Source organism: Chromatiales bacterium 21-64-14 (genome assembly GCA_002255365.1).
Classification (GTDB): domain Bacteria; phylum Pseudomonadota; class Gammaproteobacteria; order 21-64-14; family 21-64-14; genus 21-64-14.
This window is the reverse complement of sequence record NCBI01000005.1, coordinates 18,874-36,130: the sequence shown is the minus strand read 5'-3', so window position 1 is coordinate 36,130 and position 17,257 is coordinate 18,874. Positions and strand designations below refer to the sequence as shown.

At 63.9% G+C, this 17,257-nt stretch carries 22 protein-coding genes; 9 read left to right on the top strand and 13 right to left on the bottom strand.

The annotated features are described in order from the left end of the window. Position 1: 1 nt before the first annotated feature. Complete coding sequence (locus B7Z66_04575) at positions 2-1,171, bottom strand: ribonuclease D (protein ID OYV77386.1); 1,170 nt, start codon at positions 1,169-1,171, stop codon at positions 2-4. A 124-nt stretch (positions 1,172-1,295) separates the two neighbouring features. On the opposite strand from B7Z66_04575, the gene B7Z66_04570 reads away from it, so the two are divergent. Continuing rightward, on the top strand, positions 1,296-1,487 hold the full coding sequence (locus B7Z66_04570) for a hypothetical protein (GenBank protein OYV77385.1): 192 nt from the start codon (positions 1,296-1,298) through the stop codon (positions 1,485-1,487). 54 nt (positions 1,488-1,541) lie between these two features. Here the strand turns inward: B7Z66_04570 and B7Z66_04565 are convergent, their stop codons facing one another. Next, positions 1,542-1,733 (bottom strand): hypothetical protein, encoded by a 192-nt coding sequence (locus B7Z66_04565; GenBank protein ID OYV77384.1) that lies wholly within the window; start codon positions 1,731-1,733, stop codon positions 1,542-1,544. Positions 1,734-1,956: 223 nt separating this feature from the next. On the opposite strand from B7Z66_04565, the gene B7Z66_04560 reads away from it, so the two are divergent. After that, on the top strand, positions 1,957-2,358 hold the full coding sequence (locus B7Z66_04560) for a hypothetical protein (GenBank protein OYV77383.1): 402 nt from the start codon (positions 1,957-1,959) through the stop codon (positions 2,356-2,358). Positions 2,359-2,401: 43 nt separating this feature from the next. On the opposite strand, the gene B7Z66_04555 is transcribed toward B7Z66_04560, so the two are convergent. From B7Z66_04555 to B7Z66_04540, 4 genes are all read right to left on the bottom strand, one after another. Beyond that, the gene (locus B7Z66_04555; GenBank protein OYV77382.1) at positions 2,402-2,995 is read right to left on the bottom strand and encodes a hypothetical protein; all 594 of its coding nucleotides are present in this window, start codon (positions 2,993-2,995) and stop codon (positions 2,402-2,404) included. A 114-nt stretch (positions 2,996-3,109) separates the two neighbouring features. After that, positions 3,110-3,790, bottom strand: coding sequence for a hypothetical protein (locus tag B7Z66_04550; GenBank protein OYV77381.1), 681 nt, complete (start codon positions 3,788-3,790; stop codon positions 3,110-3,112). A gap of 77 nt (positions 3,791-3,867) precedes the next feature. Next, entirely contained in the window at positions 3,868-4,425 is a 558-nt protein-coding gene (locus tag B7Z66_04545; GenBank protein ID OYV77380.1) for a hypothetical protein, read from the bottom strand. Between the two features lie 173 nt (positions 4,426-4,598). Further along, a complete protein-coding gene (locus B7Z66_04540) occupies positions 4,599-5,027 on the bottom strand; it encodes a hypothetical protein (protein ID OYV77379.1) in 429 nt (142 codons plus the stop codon). Positions 5,028-5,220: 193 nt separating this feature from the next. Here B7Z66_04540 and B7Z66_04535 point away from each other — a divergent pair, with 193 nt between their 5' ends. From B7Z66_04535 to B7Z66_04515, 5 genes are all read left to right on the top strand, one after another. Further along, positions 5,221-5,754, top strand: a complete 534-nt coding sequence (locus tag B7Z66_04535) for a hypothetical protein (GenBank protein OYV77378.1) — start codon at positions 5,221-5,223, stop codon at positions 5,752-5,754. Between the two features lie 116 nt (positions 5,755-5,870). Next, positions 5,871-6,032 (top strand): hypothetical protein, encoded by a 162-nt coding sequence (locus B7Z66_04530; GenBank protein ID OYV77377.1) that lies wholly within the window; start codon positions 5,871-5,873, stop codon positions 6,030-6,032. Positions 6,033-6,178: 146 nt separating this feature from the next. Next, positions 6,179-6,625 (top strand): hypothetical protein, encoded by a 447-nt coding sequence (locus B7Z66_04525; protein ID OYV77376.1) that lies wholly within the window; start codon positions 6,179-6,181, stop codon positions 6,623-6,625. A gap of 186 nt (positions 6,626-6,811) precedes the next feature. Beyond that, positions 6,812-7,042, top strand: a complete 231-nt coding sequence (locus B7Z66_04520) for a hypothetical protein (GenBank protein OYV77375.1) — start codon at positions 6,812-6,814, stop codon at positions 7,040-7,042. A gap of 61 nt (positions 7,043-7,103) precedes the next feature. Continuing rightward, positions 7,104-7,730 carry a hypothetical protein gene (locus tag B7Z66_04515; protein ID OYV77374.1) on the top strand — a complete coding sequence of 209 codons (627 nt, stop codon included), beginning with the start codon at positions 7,104-7,106 and terminating at the stop codon, positions 7,728-7,730. A gap of 31 nt (positions 7,731-7,761) precedes the next feature. Here B7Z66_04515 and B7Z66_04510 read toward each other — a convergent pair whose 3' ends face one another. Genes B7Z66_04510 through B7Z66_04480 form a run of 7 tightly spaced genes read right to left on the bottom strand, consistent with a single transcriptional unit; the run spans position 7,762 to position 14,297 of the window. Next, complete coding sequence (locus tag B7Z66_04510) at positions 7,762-10,146, bottom strand: hypothetical protein (protein OYV77373.1); 2,385 nt, start codon at positions 10,144-10,146, stop codon at positions 7,762-7,764. A gap of 1 nt (position 10,147) precedes the next feature. Then, the gene (locus B7Z66_04505; GenBank protein ID OYV77372.1) at positions 10,148-10,483 is read right to left on the bottom strand and encodes a hypothetical protein; all 336 of its coding nucleotides are present in this window, start codon (positions 10,481-10,483) and stop codon (positions 10,148-10,150) included. 53 nt (positions 10,484-10,536) lie between these two features. Beyond that, a complete protein-coding gene (locus B7Z66_04500) occupies positions 10,537-11,889 on the bottom strand; it encodes a tRNA uridine-5-carboxymethylaminomethyl(34) synthesis GTPase MnmE (GenBank protein OYV77371.1) in 1,353 nt (450 codons plus the stop codon). A 30-nt stretch (positions 11,890-11,919) separates the two neighbouring features. Next, positions 11,920-13,572: a membrane protein insertase YidC gene (locus tag B7Z66_04495; protein ID OYV77370.1), complete on the bottom strand. Its 1,653-nt coding sequence runs from the start codon at positions 13,570-13,572 to the stop codon at positions 11,920-11,922. Then, positions 13,565-13,801, bottom strand: a complete 237-nt coding sequence (locus B7Z66_04490) for a membrane protein insertion efficiency factor YidD (GenBank protein OYV77369.1) — start codon at positions 13,799-13,801, stop codon at positions 13,565-13,567. The genes B7Z66_04495 and B7Z66_04490 overlap by 8 nt, the downstream gene beginning before the upstream one ends. Beyond that, positions 13,786-14,151, bottom strand: coding sequence for a ribonuclease P protein component (locus B7Z66_04485; protein ID OYV77368.1), 366 nt, complete (start codon positions 14,149-14,151; stop codon positions 13,786-13,788). The genes B7Z66_04490 and B7Z66_04485 overlap by 16 nt, the downstream gene beginning before the upstream one ends. 11 nt (positions 14,152-14,162) lie before the next feature. Next, positions 14,163-14,297 (bottom strand): 50S ribosomal protein L34, encoded by a 135-nt coding sequence (locus tag B7Z66_04480; GenBank protein ID OYV77367.1) that lies wholly within the window; start codon positions 14,295-14,297, stop codon positions 14,163-14,165. 200 nt (positions 14,298-14,497) lie between these two features. Between B7Z66_04480 and dnaA the strand changes: the two genes are divergently transcribed. Both dnaA and B7Z66_04470 read left to right on the top strand, forming a co-directional pair. Then, complete coding sequence (dnaA, locus tag B7Z66_04475; protein ID OYV77366.1) at positions 14,498-15,835, top strand: chromosomal replication initiation protein DnaA; 1,338 nt, start codon at positions 14,498-14,500, stop codon at positions 15,833-15,835. Positions 15,836-16,046: 211 nt separating this feature from the next. Further along, the gene (locus tag B7Z66_04470; protein ID OYV77365.1) at positions 16,047-17,147 is read left to right on the top strand and encodes a DNA polymerase III subunit beta; all 1,101 of its coding nucleotides are present in this window, start codon (positions 16,047-16,049) and stop codon (positions 17,145-17,147) included. The last annotated feature ends 110 nt before the right edge of the window (positions 17,148-17,257 follow it).

Here is a 17,257-nt window from a genome sequence, read left to right as displayed (position 1 = left end):
TTCATGGCCCCGCCGGGCTTACTAATAACTCGCCGTCCACCACGGATACGTGGCGCTCGCCGCGCAACACGGAACGCAGTTCCTCACCGATCATCCGTTCGCGCCAGCCCTTCAGCAGCACGCTGTGGTCCTCGCCGGCGACCAAGCGCTCTACCTCTTTGCGGGGCGCCAAGGTAGCCGGACTCAACTGGTGCTGCTGCGCGCGAGCGCGCACCACCGCCATCAGGAGGTCCGCCAGGGCCTCGGCGGATGGCTCCAGGCGCGGTGGGTGGGGGCGGGCGGTCTCGGCGGGGCGCGGCACCTGTTGTGCGGCGGCGCGAATCCGCATAACGAGATCCGCGCCGTGGCGCTGCGCTACCCGCTCATTCAGACCCCGCAGGTGGCGCAAATCTTGCTCGGTCTGCGGCATCATGCGGGCCAAATCCAGCAGGGTCTCGTCGCGCAGCAACCAGGCACGGGGCTGGTCTTCCGCCCGCGCCGTGGACTCCCGCCAAGCCGCGAGATCCTGGAGTACTGCGAGCCGCGGGCCGCGCAGGCGGTCGGCACCGCGCACCCGGTGCCAAGCCTGCTCCGGGGGGTTCTCATATTGGCCCGGATCGCTCAGGGCAGTGAACTCGTCCGCCAGCCAGTCGAGCCGCCCGCGCCCTGCGAGATCGGTGTTCAGCCGCTGATAGAGGGGCGCGAGATAGCGCACGTCGTCCGCAGCGTAGCGCAGTTGCTCCGGTGGTAACGGACGGCGGCGCCAGTCGGCGCGGGTGTGGGACTTGCTGAGATTCACACCGAGGACCGCCGCCACCAAGGCAGCGTAGCCCACTTGGTCGGGATGGCCGAGCAGGGGCGCCGCCAACTGGGTATCGAACACCGGCGCAAAGGGGGCACCGCGCAGATGGTGGAAGATCTCCAGGTCCTGGCGGCTGGCATGGAGCACCTTGAGGATCGTGGGACGATAGAGCACGTCCAGCAGGGGTCCGAGATCGGCAAGCGCCAGCGGGTCCACACATGCGGTCAGCTGTGGTGTGGCGATCTGCACCAGGCAAAGCTGCGGAAAATAGGTCTTTTCGCGCAGAAATTCGGTATCCAAGGCCAACCATGGCTGGCCGTCGATCTGTACACAGAGCCGCTCCAGGGCGGCAGGAGTATCTACATAGAGCGTGTCAGCGGTAGCGTCCATGGGGGAGCAGCATAGCAGCAGCGGCCCGGGCTGACGAACCGGGTCCGGGGCTGGCCGGGGAGGCGATGTTGGCGTTAGCATGGGAGGGGCGCTACGGCACACAACGCGGGGAGTGCGTTCACCTATGGAACCCGTCAGCACCCTGGGAAAGGTCCTAGTGGGAGTCGGGGCGCTGTTGCTGATCCTGTGGTTCCGCCCCGGGATCAAGGCGGCGTTTGCACAGAGCCGTCAGGCCAAGGACAAGGATTGGCGAGGCGTGCTGATCCCGCTGCTGCTGGTCGCCTTGTTCGTGGTGGTACTGATCAAGCTGACCTAGTAGAGAGCGCAGCATCCGCAGCGGTCCTAAGACGGCGCTCCGGTACGGGTACGGTCAGGGCGCGGATTCCGACATGGCGGTCAGGGAAGCGGCTTCCCGGGAAAAATTGTCCGATACCCAGAACACCAAATCGCGATACAGACTGTCCTGGGGAAACCGGTAGGCCAAACGGCGGTAGGCGCGCGCGTAGGCGGCCGCCTTGCGGCGGGAGCGCTCGCGATCCAGGCGGATGACATCGGAAGCCATGGCGATCCTCTCGGGCACCGGAGCCTATCGGAAAATCGAACGCGAAACTTTAGGGCCCCCGGCTTGCCCCTATACCGGCTGTGGATATGCGCGCGATTGCGGACATCGCGTTCCCGGGTCGCGGCGTGCGGAACGCCGTCCACATGCTACGATAGCGGGGCAGTTGCGGCGATCCACGCCAACCCGCTGGGGCGACCACAAAGGTGGTCCTGGGAGAGGGTCCATGAAAGAGTTGAGCTATGACGAGCGCGTGACGGTAGCCCAGGGCATCATGCGGTTGCTGGATCGCTGGGGCGTGGGGACGGAAGACCAGCGCACCCTCCTGGGCCTGCCGGACGACACCCGGACCCGGCACCTGCGCCGGTTCCGGGACGACACCCCGTTTCCCGATGACCCGGCGATCTGGGAACGGGTCGAGCACTTGGCGGAAATCGCCGACGCCCTGCGTACCACCTACCCGCGGGACCCGGCGCCGGGCACCCCATGGATGAACAAGCCCCACCGGCGCTTCAACCAACGCACCCCCTTGAGCACCATGATCGAGGACGGTCTCAGCGGGATCACCGCGGTCCGGGCGGAGCTGGACTGCGCCTACGCCTGGAGCCAAACCGAGCCCGGGGCCTGAAGCCTCGGGTTCATGCCCTGGCATCCCGGGCATCGGCCGGACCTCATTCGGCGGCTGCGCCCGGACCCGCCGCGCCGTCGCGGCCGGCCGTGCGCAGCGTCCGGTAGCGCACCCAGGCCAGGGCGAGTAGTGTGGCCGCGCCCGCAAGGGCTAGGAATCCATAGCGACGGGCACCCTCCGTCAGCCCCGCCACGGCCCCGCCGATCCCGTATCCGAGCAGGCTGATCGTCGCCGCCCATATGGCGGTGCCGAGGATGTTCCAGGGCACGAACTGGCGTGGGCGGATCCCACTGGTGCCGATGGCGAGGGGGATTACGGTACGCAGCCCGTACAGAAACCGAAAGCCGATGCTCACCAGGATCCGATGGCGGCGCAGCCGCTCGAGTATCTGGGCGGATTTCGCTTTCCAGGCCGGTCGGCGCTCCAGGACGGCACCTCCCTTGGTCAAGCCTACGAAGTAGCACGTCTGGTCCGCGCAGAGGGTGCCACAGAACGCCGCGGTAATCACCCACGGCAGCGCCAGATACCCCTGGTGCGCCAGCACCCCACCTAGGAAGAGTATTGTTTCCCCTTCCAGAACAGTGCCCAGCAGAATCGCGACATATCCGTAGGAGGTGACCAGGGATTCGAGGGACATGGGGCCTCGCAGCTGGGGGGCTCTGGCCCCGGGCCCAATAAAGGTCCTTGGGCGGCGTGGGTCAAGTCCGGCGCTCTGGCGACAAGCGCGGGAAAACGCGAATTGGGGCCGGGGTCAACTCAAGGCGTCGGCGCGATCGGCGGGCTCCCGCGCATGGATCCGGGCGTCGAACAGGTATTCCTGCAGGCCGCTGCGTAGCAGTACTGAACGCCCGACGGCGAACTGGGGCATGAGCCGCTCCAGGTCACGCTGTGTATAGCGCGGGCACTCCCGCGTAGCGGCGCTGGCGGCGTAGCGCATCCGGCCACCCTCCCCGAGCCGAAAGCGCGCCGGCCCCATGGGCATCTGGGGCTGGGACCACACGAAGGCATGCAAGTGGGTACCCGGGCCCGTATGGCGCGCCAACTGGGCCATCAGGACCCTGAATACCGCCCGGTCCAGATAGTTCAGCAGATCCCAGCACAGGATCAGGTCGAAAGCAGTACCGTCCCGGCGAGGCAGGAGCTGCGAGACGCGGACGTCGATCGCTGCCTCATCCACCACCCCGGTGTCCGGATCGGCCGGGGGATTCCAGTCGCTCAGCGGGTCCAGCGCATCGGCGATGTGCAACCGACAGGAAAAGCGGCTGAAATAATCCACATTGGAACTGCACGCCGCCCCCAAGTCCAGGATGTCGACCTTACGCTCAGGGTCGAGGCGCGCGGCCAGGGAATCGAACAGCGGGCTGCTGGTCTCGCCTTGTGCGGCTGCGGATTCGGCGGGCGTACCGCTGGTGTGGGACGGCGACGCATTCACCCGCGGCCCACCCTGGCGCGGGTGGGCCGTCCGGATACCGCGCCCGTGGGCGGTGGGGCGCGCAGCGTCACGCCGCTTCAGGCCTGCTTGAGGTCCGGCCGGTCTTTGCGGGCCTCGGGCGTTTCGTGCGGCCGCGACTCGATGGCGTGGGCGGGGCGGTTCTGAGCTACCACGGACTCCACCGCCTTCGGATCCATCTCGATGCTCCCCTTGAACTTGGCGCCGTCCTCCAGGTTCACTCGGGGCGAGACGATGTTGCCGCGCACGTTGCCGGTCTTGCGGATGACCACCTTCTCGGTGCCGTACAGGTCACCCTGCAACTCCCCCTCCACGGTAATAGTATTGGCGAAGATGTTGGCACGAATGCGACCGTTGCCACCCACAGTGAGGTTGTTCTGCTTCAGGTTGATGGTCCCTTCCACATGCCCCTGGATAACCAGGTCCTCCTCGCCGGTAAGGTCGCCTTTTATGTGGATCGAAGGTCCGATCGTCGCCGGCCCACTACTGGTACGCGGGCCGCTGCGCGGCGCTGAGGTGGCGGGTTCCTCGATCGGAAACGTTTCCTCCGGATTTTCCTCTCCCTTCGACCACTTGTTGGCGTTGCGCTTGATCTGATTCATGTCGAACATCTCCATCCCTCCTTTGATGACCACCACGCGGGGAGCGCACGGAGCCGGCGTCCCCTTCCCGACCTATCATTAGGAACCCAATCCAAGGTGTTACGCAACGGCAGAGTATAAACCGCTGTGCCGCACAAAATGGGACCCAGGTCTCAGAGTGTAAACAGCGTCCGATCGGCACTCGGACCTTAGTGCCGCGGGGCTTGGGGATCAGCGCCAACTAATTGGCGGACCATCTCCGGCGCCATCTCCAGGCCCACGGACCACCCCGGATTCAGGGCGACCCCGAAACCACTGCCCACCTTCGCCAAGACCGCCCGGAAGTCCATGAGCAGGCCCCCGTGGTACCCGGGAAAGTCCTCAAGGAATGCGCGCGCCCGATCTGGGCTGGTGAACACCACGAGCACCTCGGTCCCTTCGTCGTCCCGCACCGTCAGCGGCTCGGGCGGCGCGTTACTCTGGAACCCGCCGATCCCGACGGAATCGCGCGCCGGCACAAACACCTGTGCACCGAGCAGGTCCTCCATAAATACGTCCGCCGGGGTGTGCCCTTCCTGGGCCGCCACCAGGGCGCGCTCCAGTTCGTTGCGCGGTTCAAAAGGCTCGTCGTGATCCATGATTTCTCCGGGCAGTGAGGCATCGAGCGGTCGCGCCCTAATGGCAACAGGCTGCGACAGTGCGCGATAGAATGCAAATAGGGCGCACGGCAGGGCGCGCCCTTGCGGGCCCGTGGTAAGCTGGCGATGCGGGATCGGCACGGTGGCCCGAATAGCGAAAACGACCGTCCCGGTCCCCACAGGAGCATGGCACATGAACAGGCTCTATTGGTGTTGGACCGCGGCGTTGCTGTTGGCGGGTTGCGCCAGCCCGGTGCCTCCCCCGATCGGCTCTCCACCGCCGGGAAGCAGCCCCACAGTGGCGCAGGTGCGAGCGGATCCCAACGGATTTTCCGGCGCACAGGTGCGCTGGGGTGGGACTATTGCCGCGGTCGAGAACGGCACGGCTCAGACCTGGATACAGGTGGTCGCGCGGCCGCTAGCGCGCGATGGGCGCCCCAGCGAAGAGGGCGATGCGAGTGCCGGACGATTCCTCGCAGAGGTCTCCGGCTTTTTGGATCCGGAAATCTATGCCAAAGGACGGCTGATCACGGTTGCGGGGCGGCTGGATCACGAGGTCACGCGCCCCATCGGGCGGTTTGAATACCATTTTCCCGTGGTAACGGTGGAGGCCTATTATCTCTGGCCCCCGCTTCCCAAGCGCGAGCGCTACGGCTACCCGCGGTATTACTACGACCCCTGGTGGTCCCCGTGGTATCCCTGGGGCCCGCCCTATTGGGGGAACTGATCCGTGTCCGCGTACCAGATTGCACGCGTTAGCGCGGCGGTCCTGGCGGCGGGGAAACGATTTCTGGTCTTCCAGGTCGGCTACCTCGAGACCATTGACTCTTCCCGGGTCAGCGGATCACCTTCCTCGGGGACTTGGGAAAGCCCCAGGAGGGTCGGGTGGGCGATGCGCCCTATCGGTATCCGGTGGTCGACGCGGTGCGGCTCTATATTGTGGTCCACGGCGCGGGCCGCGGCGGAACCCCGGATCCACCTCGGGATCGGGGTGGGTTTCCATAAGTAGGGTGGCACTTCACACTTAGAGATTCATTCAGCGCGCTCCGAACCGGGGTGTTTTGAGCCATCGGCAGATCCAAAATGTAAGGGCTGGGGTACCGAACCGACTTACCGCAACGGGGACACGCCTCCACGAGGAATGCAGGATCATGAAGACACGGGGCGACACGGAGCCTGAGTACGTCAGGCACCTGCGTGGCAGCTTCCAGGGGATCCTCCGGTGGGAGCAGCTGGATCGCTTCTGGGAGGTGCTGCGGCAACGGGCCGGCGACGGCTGGTATCTTTACGCGGTTGGGGAGACGCCGCCCACGGCCCCGGCCCCAGCCGAGACCCTGTTGAATTTCGTCGAAGAAATTACCCCAATGCTGCGCCGGGAGCATGGGGAGGATTACTGTGGGATCGTTTATGTGGACGACTTTGATGCCCCCACCTTCGTAAAGATCTACGACCCCAACAACCTGGGGGTGTCATGCGGATCGAGCGACAACCCACCTCTCCCGGGTTGGATCCTGTCGCGGCTGGTCCCCACGGACCTGCATGCCCTCCCGCCTCCGGGTGGGCGCCGGCGCTGGTGGCGACGGCTGTTCGCGCCCTGAAACGCGTGCGGCAACCCCGCTGAGGTGTCCGCCGAAGGTCTTGACAGGACCCCAGGGGGTGTTTTAAGTTAGTAAACGTTTACTTACTTATCTGGCAAAAAGCCGATTGACAGGCTTCCGCCAGCGGTCCCCTGCCCGATGCAGGCCACAACTAAATGACCCGTAAATTGTGAGGAGAGAAACGTCATGGCGGAATTCGATTCGGAACTGGACGCCCGCGGCCTGAATTGCCCATTGCCGATCCTGCGTTGCAAGAAATCGATCAACGAGCTCAAGTCCGGCCAAGTGCTTCGGGTGATTGCCACCGATCCAGGTGCGGTCAAGGACTTCGAGGCCTTCTGTAAGCAAACCGGCCACGAACTGCTGAACTCCCAGCAGAACTCCGGCGAGTTCGTGTTCCTGATTCGCAAACATTGATTCGGTCGGCCGGCGGGCGCGCCTTGCGTCCGCCGGCCCGTCCCCGAAGCGAGGGGCTGGCATGACCAAACGTCTACCGGCATCCCAACGGCGCGCCGCGATCCTCGCAGCGGCCAAGGCCTTGTTCGCCGAGAACGGCCTACATGGTGTGTCCGTCGACGCCATCGCGGAACGGCTCGGCGTCAGCCCCGCCACCCTCTACAAGCATTTCCCCTCCAAAGAGGCGCTCTACGAGGCGGTGGTCAACGCCACCGCCTGCAACCGCGAGAACTATGTGGACGCGGTGCTGCGCGGACCTTCAGATTTCGCCAGCGTGTTGCGGCGCATTGCCCGCACCTTCGTGGACAGCGTCGCCGACGATCCTGACTTCCTGCGCATGGAAATGCACGCCGTGCTCGAGAACAATCCGTTCGCCGAGAGCTTCTTCGAGAATCGCTGGAAACACTTCGCCGATTATATCGATCTCGGGATACGCGAACTCGCGCCCCTGGGCCAGGCGGCGGCGGTGGACGTGCCCAGCGCGAGCCTGATGTTCCAGGGCATGTTGCGCGAGGCCCTGTACGCCAAGTGTATCTATGATTCCGAGCGCTACCGGGATGTGCCCCTGCATCAATTGGTGGACCGCTGCATCGATCTGTTTCTGCGCGCCATCGGCTATCGGGAGCGGCGCCTGGAAGGGGCGGCCTGAAAGTAGCGTAGTGTTTTACGCTTGACAGTGGTCATCCGGGGCCGGGGTCCCGCGGGGTATCTGCACGCCGGCCCGCATCGGGCGGCGGCGTCCAATCCCGCACATGTAGATCGCGCTGCGGGAACGGGATCTCCACGCCGTGTTTGCGGAATTCCTCATCGATGGAGAAATTGATGTCGCTAATCACCGCGAGGCGCCGGTCGATGTCACGGATAAAGCACCGCAACTCGAAGTTCAGCGAGCTGTCGCCGAACGCCAGGAACAGTACGATGGGATCCGGCACCGCGCCCCCCGAAAGCACGTGTGGATGAGCGCTGGCCACCTCCAGCAGGAGCTGCTTCACCAGTGCCGTGTCGCTACCATAGGCAACACCGATCGGAACCCGGATGCGCCCCCATGGATCACGCAACATCCAGTTGGTCACCTTTCCGGAGATGAGGTCCGAGTTGGGCACGATCACATCCGCCCAATCGAACGTCTGTATGATCGTGGAACGGATGCTGATGCGCTTGACGTGCCCCTCCACCTCGCCGACCACGATCCAGTCCCCGGTCTTGATCGGCCGTTCAAACAACAGGATGATGCCGGAGACGAAATTGTTGACAATGTTCTGCAGCCCAAAGCCGATTCCCACCGAAAGCGCGCCGGCGACGATCGCCAGACTGGTCAGGTTTACCCCGGCAATGGACAGCGCCGCCAACAAGCCAATCGCCACGGTCAGATAACCGGTCATGGTTACCATGGCCTCGCGGGCACCGCGCTCCATGCGCGCGCTCTGTAGCCATTGGCGTGACAGGCGCCTGCGTAGCCAGCGGGACGTTCCGAGCAGCAGCGCGAATACTACCGCCGCCATCAGCACCCGTGCCGGCACGATCCGCAGCGAACCTATTGGCACCGCGGTATTGACCAGACCGATAACGGCGAGGAACCCCGCGTCCGACAGGGTCCATATCCGCAGTACCGTGGCGGCGAATCCGAACCATAGGGCCAAACCCATCAACACCCGTAACCAGCCCAGGCCGGGGACCAGCTCGTCGTGCTTGAGGTCCATGAGGCCGCGCACACGGCGTTGCCAGCCGTGGCGGCCGTGGTCGAATCCATCCAGGGCATCGAACAGCAGGCGCTGCGCCAGCAGCGTGAACCCGAGCGCAAGTCCGGTCCCAAGCAACCCCCGCAACATCAGCACGGACAGGTTGCGGTAGCCCAGCCATTCGGCGCCCAGTGCCGCACCCAGCACCAGCGTCACCAGCACCCGCGGCACCACCGTGTGGGCGAACCGGGGCAACTGTCCCAGCAGCCAGATGATCCACACCACATTCAGTACCAGCACCGCGGCATAGATCGCGCGCGCCAGCTCCAGAGCGGGGAGTGGCAGGCTTCTGGAAAGCACAGTGGTAAAGACCAGGAGGCCGACCACCAGCAGCCCCACCAGCACCCGAAGCCGCCGCGCCAGGGCATGGGCCAGATCCGGGGCGAGGGGCAGATAGGGCGGTGCGGGCGGGCAGGGGGCGAGGAACAAGCGTATCCCGGCCAGTAATGCGACATAGAAAAATGCGCCGTAGGCCAGGACCGCAATGAACGGGTCCGGTTCCACGTCACCCAATTCCGCCCACAGGAACGCCGCCGCCGCGCCGGTCACCAGGAGCCGCGTGGCGTAGCGGGCGGATACCGAGAGCAGCGCGCAGTTGAAGCGCGCGCCGAAGCTGGCCGGCGCCGGCTCCCGGGCCGCGCGCGGCAACAGCCATCGGCGCGCGAACCACGCGGCGATGGCGGCCGCGAGCAAGGTGGCGGCCAACTCCAGCCAGTCCGACAGAGCAAGGAGGGCGAACCCGCTATGGGCACGGAGAAAAGCGCGCGTGGAAGACCACCACGCGGTCGGCTGCGCCCAGTTCTCCCTGATGAGCGCAATGATCGACGGGCCGCGGGTCAGCAGGTGCTGCGCGAGGCGTTGCTTCTGGCGCCGACCGATCTCGGTGAGGACCTCCTGACTGTCGAGCAGCAGCAAACGGCAGGTGGCGCCACCCTGCTCCGTATCGATCTTTTCCTGCTCCAGACCGCTACGTCTATGGCCAACGGCAGGCGCCTCCCCTGGGGTGGGCGGACCCAGGGTATCCAGATCTTTTTGAATCTGGTCCGCCTGCTTGGCGGCATCCGCGACGCATTGGTTTGCTGTCGTCTGAACCTGAGTGGCATGATCCAGAAGGGTACGCAGCTCCTGGCCTGACAACACGCGGCGGTCCAGGGAACGTTGCACGACCCGCAGCTCGCGCTGAAGGTGGTCCAACGCCGAAGTATTATAGGGAGCACCTTGGGCCAGCGCCGCGCCACCGAGGGCAAAGAACGCGAGCAGCAGTCCAAAGCACCCCCCGGCTCCAAACCAACTCCATCCGGTGGCGCGTGGAATCGGCTTGTGCATTTCACACCGCATCGGTGCCGGACTCTCGGACCACGGGGAGGTCGGTGCACAGCAGGGCGTTGGGGATGGAGATCCGGGGCCCGCCTCCCCGCAAGGTGATATAGCGCAGGACGAGGGCAGCCACGCAACCTGCGACTCCCGCCACGGTGATCTGGCGCGCGCGCCGCAACGCATGGTAGACGAGGATTAGGGCGCCCGCGAGCGGATTGGACCAGGCGTGCCTCAGGGCCACATCCAGGGCGGATCCGGTACGCACGCGACCCGCGACCCGGGCGCGGACGGCGCCGAGCACCAGCGACAACATATGGTTCAAGGGGGTGGCGCGATTACTCCACATGGGCTTGATGATAGCCGTTTCCGGAGCCCCAGCGTGAGTGGGCCGGGGACCGGTTATTTGCCGATGCAGAAGCTGGCAAATATTCGGCCCAACAAGTCCTCCGTGGTAACTGCGCCGGTGATCTCTCCAAGGGCCCGCTGGGCGTGACGCAGATCCTCGGCCAAAAGCTCCGGCGCTCCCTGGGCCTGCAGCTGCCGGCGCCCCTGGGTCAGGTGCAGTTGGGCCCGATCCAAGGCGTCCAGATGGCGCCGCCGCGCCACGAAGGCGCTGGCCCCTTCCTCCAGGCCTGCCGCGCGCCGCAGATGGGCACGCAGGACGTCCACCCCGGCGCCGGTATGGGCGGACAACCAGAGCTGGGTCCGGCCCTCCTGCTCCCCCTGGCCTGGCGGGTGCCCACTCAAGTCGATCTTATTGCGGATCACGGTGAGCGCCACATCAGTGGGCAACTTCGCCAGCAGGGGTTGATCCTCGGCGCCCAGGGCGGCGCGGTCATCCACCACCAGCAGTATGCGATCCGCGTGCCCGATCTCCTCCCACGCCCGGCGCACCCCCTCCCGCTCCACCGCATCCCCGGTATCGCGCAGGCCCGCGGTGTCCACCAAATGCAGGGGCATGCCATCCAGATCCACCACTTCCCGCAGTACGTCGCGGGTGGTGCCGGGAACGTCCGTGACGATGGCCGCCGCGCGGCCCACCAACCGGTTCAACAGGGTGGACTTGCCCACGTTGGGACGGCCAACGATCGCGATCCGCAGTCCCTCGTGCAGCAAAAATCCCTGGCGGGCGGGGCCCTGGACGCCAAGCAGCCGCGCCGACAAGGCCTCGAGCCGTTCGTCCACCTGGCCGCGCGCGAGAAAATCGATGTCCTCTTCGGGGAAGTCGATCGCACCTTCCACGTAGGCACGCAACTCCGCCACGGCCTCCACCAGTTCGCAGACTTGGGTTGAGAACACGCCCTCAAGGGAACGCAGCGCGGCGCGCGCCGCCTGACCCGTGGCGCTGGCGATCAGGTCCGCCACCGCCTCCGCCTGGACCAGATCCAGCTTCCCGTTCAGAAACGCGCGGCGCGAGAACTCCCCGGGGCCGGCGAGCCGGGCGCCCAGTCCGCAGACCCGACGCAGTAACGAGTCCAGGACCACCGGCGCGCCATGGGCGTGCAGCTCCAGGACGTCTTCTCCCGTGAAGGAATTGGGCGTGGGGAAGAACAGGGCGAGGCCGTGGTCGAGGGTGGTGCCGTCCACGTCACGGAACCGGCGGTAGCAAGCCATCCGTGGAGCGGGCAGAAAACCGAGGAGTGCGCGTGCGATGGAGGCCGCTGCGGGACCCGAAACGCGCACGATACCGACGCCGCCGCGCCCCGGCGGGGTGGCCAGCGCCGTAATGGTGTCCTGATCGACGTCGTTCATGGGCGCGGCCCGCCCACCGCCGCGGGACGGCTACTTGGCCGCTTTCTCCACCCGCCTGGTGATCACCCATTGCTGGGTGATGGAAAGCATGTTGTTCACCAGCCAGTAGAGTACCAGCCCGGCGGGAAAGAATGCGAAGAATACGGAGAACATCAGCGGCATGATCATCATGATCTTCTGCTGCATCGGATCCAGCGGCGAAGGATTCAGCCGTTGCTGGACCAGCATGGTGATGCCGTTGAGGATCGGCAGCACGAAATATGGATCGGGCGCCGACAGGTCATGTATCCACAACACGAAGGGCGCTTGGCGCAGCTCCATGCTATTCAGGAGCACCCAGTAGAGGGCGATGAACACCGGAATCTGTACCACGATGGGAAGGCAGCCTCCCAGAGGGTTGATCTTCTCCTCCTTGTAGATGTCCATCATGGCCTGGTTGAGCCGCTGGCGATCGTCCCCGTAGCGCTCCTTCAGGGCCTTCAGACGCGGCGCCAAACGGCGCATGTTCGCCATCGAGCGGTAGCTGGTTTCGGAAAGTTTATAGAACGCCAGCTTGATGAGCACCGTGAGGATCACGATGGCCCAGCCCCAATTCCCGATCACCCCATGGATCCACCGCAGCATGGCGAAAATGGGCTTCGCAAGTATCGTGAGGTATCCGTAGTCGACGGTCAGTTCCAGCCCTGGAGCCACGCCAGTGAGACGACCCTGGAGCTTGGGACCTACATAGAGACGGGCGCTGACGCGGGTGGTCTGTCCCGCGGCCACCTGGAGTTCGGAACCGATCGTCCCGATGACGTAGCGCCCACCCTCTAGGGCCTTGGTGTAGAAACGTTCCCGGGTCCTGGACGGTGGCAACCAAGCGACCAGGAAATAGTGCTGGTCCATCCCGAGCCATCCCCCGGTCACGGCACGGTTCAGGTTCTTCTTGGACATCTCCTTGTAGGGGATCTTCTGATATTTCTCCTCAGGGCTGTACATCACCCCGCCGCCCACGTAATTGTGGACCAACATGGAGCTGGTAGTCGCGGGTGGCTCGCGCATCAACTGTTCATAGGGGCGCGCCTTCCAGGGACGTGGCCCCGCGTTGTGTACGATCTCCTGGAGATGCACCACATAGCTGTTGCGGTGGAAGGTGTAGATCTTGTCCACCGTGACGCCGTGGCCCGAGTCCCAGCGCAGATGCACCTGAAGCTGTTGGGCCCCGGGCGCCAAGCGGTAATCGGTACGCTCCGCCGTGAATTGGGCATGGTGGGTAGGCGCCTCGTCATCCGCTCCCAGCAGGCCGGATTGCGCCAGGAACTGCTTGCCGGCTTGGTCGTCCAGCAGAACCACCGGCTGGCGGGGCCCGTGCTCGGATGCCGCGAACTCCGGCAGCGCCGCCCGCTGCAGGCTACCGCCGGTGGTGCTGATCACCACGTCCAGGACATCGGTGTGTACGTGTAGCAGCTGCCCCTTGGGTGCGTTGGATCCGGCGGGGGCGGGGGCCGGCGCGGCGCCCGGGGTAGCGGCAGGGCCGGCTGTCGGCAGATCGGAAGGTAGCGGCGGGGCGGTAGGGGCGCTACCTTGCACCACCGACGCCGGGGGAACGGGGTGTTCCCCGTAGTCCTTCATCCACGCCTGCCACATCAGCAGGAGCACAAAGGACAAGGCGATGAATAATAGCAGTCGCTGATTATCCATGGGGGTGGCGCCGTTCCGCCTCCGGTACCGGATCGAAACCGCCCGCGTGCCAGGGGTGGCAGCGCAACAACCGGCGTGCGGCCATGGTGCAGCCGGTACCTACACCGTGGCGCTGGATCGCATCCATGGCGTACTCGGAGCAGGTCGGGGTAAACCGGCAATGCATGCCGATATACGGGCTGAGCGCGTATCGGTAGGCCCGCAGCAGGGCGATCAGCAGTCTTTGCATCGTTCGATCAAGGCCGTCCAGTGTTGTTCCAGGGTATTACGCACTGCGTCGTTACACATTTGCGCAACCCCGCTGCGCCCCAGCACCACGACGTCCACGGCGCCGAGGCGATGTTGATGGTGGCGGAAGCTCTCCCGCACCAGCCGCTTGATACGGTTTCGGGTGACCGAGGTGCCGGCAGACTTGCGGGAGATGGCCAAGCCCAGGCGAGCGTAACCGAAGTCGTTCCGCCTGGCGAGAGTTGTTAACCCGCCATGGCTGAACCGGAGTGGCCGGTCGAAGACGCGCTGGAACTCTTCCTCGCGGGTCAGTCGGACGTGTAGGCTAAAACGTCTCCGGCCCGCGCCCAAGGGATCCGCCGTCAGGCCGACAGGCGCGCGCGCCCCTTTGCACGCCGGGCCTTCAGCACCCGCCGACCGTTCTTGGTGCGCATGCGCGCACGGAAGCCGTGCGTGCGACTGCGCCGTATGTTACTGGGCTGGAAGGTTCTTTTCATAGCGGGACCTGTGGTGTCTTTCGCTGTCGTTTAGATTTACTGGAAAAACAGCAGTTTAGTCTGAGGGTTCCGGCGCTGTCAATAGCGTCGCCACAGACATTTCCGGTGTGGATCGACGCGCGGGTGCGGGGTAGACTGTGTGGCCTCCCGCACTGCCATCCGGCACCTGCTCGATAACGATAACGTGAGGGCCCGCCCCTGTGGTCGGTTCATTGTGGCAAAGTTGTCTCCATCGTCTCGAGGGAGAGTTGTCCGAGCAGCAGTTCAACACGTGGATCCGGCCACTGCACGCGGTGGAGGAGGACAACGCGCTGCACCTGTTGGCCCCGAATCGCTTCGTGCTCGATTGGGTTCGTGAGCACTATTTCGAACAGATCACGGAAGTCGTGTCGCATCATGGGAGCGGCCACCCTCCGCGGGTGTTGTTGGAAATCGGCAGCACCCGCCGCAGCGCACCGGTGGCAGCGGCGCGGGTGGCACAAGGGGAACGCTACAGCACCGGGCAGGAGGTAGTGCGCAGCAGCTACCTGAACCCGCAGTTCGTCTTCGACAGCTTCGTGGAAGGCAAGTCCAATCAGTTGGCGCGGGCCGCATCTCAACAGGTGGCTGACAATTCCGGGCGGGCATACAACCCGTTATTTATCTATGGGGGAGTTGGTCTGGGTAAGACCCATCTTATGCATGCGGTGGGCAACCGCATGTTGCAGGCCAATCCCTCCGCACGGGTGGTCTATCTGCACTCGGAACGCTTCGTCGGGGATATGATCAAGGCGCTCCAGCACAACACCATCAATGAGTTCAAGCGCTTCTACCGCTCGGTGGATGCACTGCTGATCGATGATATCCAGTTCTTCGCGGGCAAGGAGCATTCCCAGGAGGAGTTTTTCCACACCTTCAATGCATTACTGGAAAATCAGCAGCAAGTGATCGTCACTTGTGACCGATATCCAAAGGAAGTCAAGGGCTTGGAGGAGCGTCTCCGGTCTCGGTTCGGATGGGGACTGACGGTCGCCATCGAGCCGCCGGAGCTGGAGACCCGGGTCGCGATCTTGATCAGCAAGGCTCAGCAGTTTCAGCTGGAGTTACCCCATGAAGTGGCGTTCTTCATCGCCAAGCGGATCCGCTCCAATGTTCGCGAGCTGGAGGGTGCCCTGCGCCGGGTGGTTGCCAACGCGCGGTTCGTAGGAACACCCATCACTCCGGAATTTGCCAAAGAATCCCTGCGCGACCTGCTGTCGCTCCATGACAAGCTGGTTTCCATGGACAACATTCAGAAGACCGTCGCGGAATACTACAAGATCCGGGTGGCGGATCTGCTGTCCAAACGCCGAACCCGCTCCATTACCCGGCCCCGGCAATTGGCCATGGCGCTGGCGAAGGAGTTGACGAATCATAGCCTCCCAGAAATTGGGGACAGTTTTGGCGGCCGTGACCATACTACCGTGTTACATGCCTGCCGGAAGATGATCGAGCTGCGCGACTCCGATGAGCGAATCAAGGAGGACTATAACAACCTGTTCAGAACCCTGAGCAATTGATGTGGGTAACCTGTGGATTCCTGGGTGGGTAAAAAGTTATCCCAGGTTGTACACCGGATGCCCACTTCCCGCACACCGGGTTTCGGGTCGTAGATAGTCCTGAACAGCATTGAAAGTTCAGATAAAACCCAAGTTATACCCAAAGCAGACGGATGCTTATTACTACTATCAACCCAAAGATTTTATAAAACAATATTTATAGAGGCTGGTCATGGAATTTACCCTACAGCGTGAGCAAATCCTAAAGCCCCTGCAAGCTGTAGCAGGTGTGGTGGAGCGGCGCCAGACCTTGCCAATCTTGTCCAATTTATTGATTCAATGTAAAAAAGAAAAAATAACCCTAACCGGGACCGACCTGGAGGTACAGTTGGTCGGAGAGATCCCGGTGGCGGTAAAAGACCCTGCGGACATCACGGTCCCGGCGCGCAAGTTTGTAGACATCTGCCGGACCCTCCCGGAACAATCAGAACTGAAGATAAGTGTCACGGGGGAGCGGATCACGGTCCGTGCCGGCAAGAGCCGCTTCACCTTGGCAACCTTACCGGCAGATGACTTCCCCATTGTAGCGATGGGGAAGGATGCCGTAGGGTTCCACCTGTCCCAAAGGCAGTTCCGGGAATTGATCACGCGCACGCACTTCGCCATGGCGCTGCAGGATGTACGGTATTATTTGAATGGTCTCCTGCTGGAGCTGGAGAACGGTGTCCTTCGGGCGGTAGCCACGGACGGACACCGACTGGCTATCGGTGAGGTAGCTGCCGACGTCCAGGTGCCCGGTCCACGCCAGCTCATCATTCCACGTAAGGGGGTACAGGAACTGCTACGGATGTTGGGGGACCAGGATACCCCGGTTCAGCTAGCTGTGAGCGCCAACCACGTGGAGGTGCGGCTGAACGAACTGTGCTTTACGTCCAAGCTCATCGACGGCAGGTTCCCAGAGTACCAGCGGGTGATTCCGAGGCGGGGGGACAAGGTGATGGAGGCGGATCGGGAACTGTTGCGTCAGGCATTGACCCGCACATCGATCCTTTCCAACGAGAAATACCGGGGGGTGCGTTTGCACCTTACGAAAGGGAATTTACGGGTTCAGGCCCATAACCCGGAGCAGGAGGAGGCCGAGGAAGAGCTGGAGGTGAAATATCAGGGGGAAACGCTGGAGATCGGGTTTAATGTTACCTATTTGGTGGATGCGCTTTCGGCGATCGAGACCGAGCGTGTGCAGGTGGAGCTGACGGATGGCAACAGTAGCGCCTTGATTCAGGCGGTAGGACAGGACCAGTACCGGTATGTGGTTATGCCCATGAGGTTGTAACGGTACCCGCTGACCCTGGTTGTTCCACGTGAAACATTCCTGCCAGCGAACCGTCCAGCCCTTCCTCTCCACCCAGGGATGTGATTCTTAAGAACGGCCGTTCGCCCATC

Coding starts and splice junctions, on each gene's coding strand:
- B7Z66_04540 (OYV77379.1), bottom strand. CDS start 5,027: ATGGATCACGACGAGCCTTTTGAACCGCGCAACGAACTGGAGCGCGCC.
- B7Z66_04545 (OYV77380.1), bottom strand. CDS start 4,425: ATGGAGATGTTCGACATGAATCAGATCAAGCGCAACGCCAACAAGTGG.
- B7Z66_04560 (OYV77383.1), top strand. CDS start 1,957: ATGAAAGAGTTGAGCTATGACGAGCGCGTGACGGTAGCCCAGGGCATC.
- B7Z66_04520 (OYV77375.1), top strand. CDS start 6,812: ATGGCGGAATTCGATTCGGAACTGGACGCCCGCGGCCTGAATTGCCCA.
- B7Z66_04505 (OYV77372.1), bottom strand. CDS start 10,483: ATGTGGAGTAATCGCGCCACCCCCTTGAACCATATGTTGTCGCTGGTG.
- B7Z66_04555 (OYV77382.1), bottom strand. CDS start 2,995: ATGTCCCTCGAATCCCTGGTCACCTCCTACGGATATGTCGCGATTCTG.
- B7Z66_04495 (OYV77370.1), bottom strand. CDS start 13,572: ATGGATAATCAGCGACTGCTATTATTCATCGCCTTGTCCTTTGTGCTC.
- B7Z66_04570 (OYV77385.1), top strand. CDS start 1,296: ATGGAACCCGTCAGCACCCTGGGAAAGGTCCTAGTGGGAGTCGGGGCG.
- B7Z66_04470 (OYV77365.1), top strand. CDS start 16,047: ATGGAATTTACCCTACAGCGTGAGCAAATCCTAAAGCCCCTGCAAGCT.
- B7Z66_04510 (OYV77373.1), bottom strand. CDS start 10,146: ATGCACAAGCCGATTCCACGCGCCACCGGATGGAGTTGGTTTGGAGCC.
- B7Z66_04515 (OYV77374.1), top strand. CDS start 7,104: ATGACCAAACGTCTACCGGCATCCCAACGGCGCGCCGCGATCCTCGCA.
- B7Z66_04535 (OYV77378.1), top strand. CDS start 5,221: ATGAACAGGCTCTATTGGTGTTGGACCGCGGCGTTGCTGTTGGCGGGT.
- B7Z66_04490 (OYV77369.1), bottom strand. CDS start 13,801: ATGCAAAGACTGCTGATCGCCCTGCTGCGGGCCTACCGATACGCGCTC.
- B7Z66_04525 (OYV77376.1), top strand. CDS start 6,179: ATGAAGACACGGGGCGACACGGAGCCTGAGTACGTCAGGCACCTGCGT.
- B7Z66_04575 (OYV77386.1), bottom strand. CDS start 1,171: ATGGACGCTACCGCTGACACGCTCTATGTAGATACTCCTGCCGCCCTG.
- B7Z66_04565 (OYV77384.1), bottom strand. CDS start 1,733: ATGGCTTCCGATGTCATCCGCCTGGATCGCGAGCGCTCCCGCCGCAAG.
- B7Z66_04500 (OYV77371.1), bottom strand. CDS start 11,889: ATGAACGACGTCGATCAGGACACCATTACGGCGCTGGCCACCCCGCCG.
- B7Z66_04480 (OYV77367.1), bottom strand. CDS start 14,297: ATGAAAAGAACCTTCCAGCCCAGTAACATACGGCGCAGTCGCACGCAC.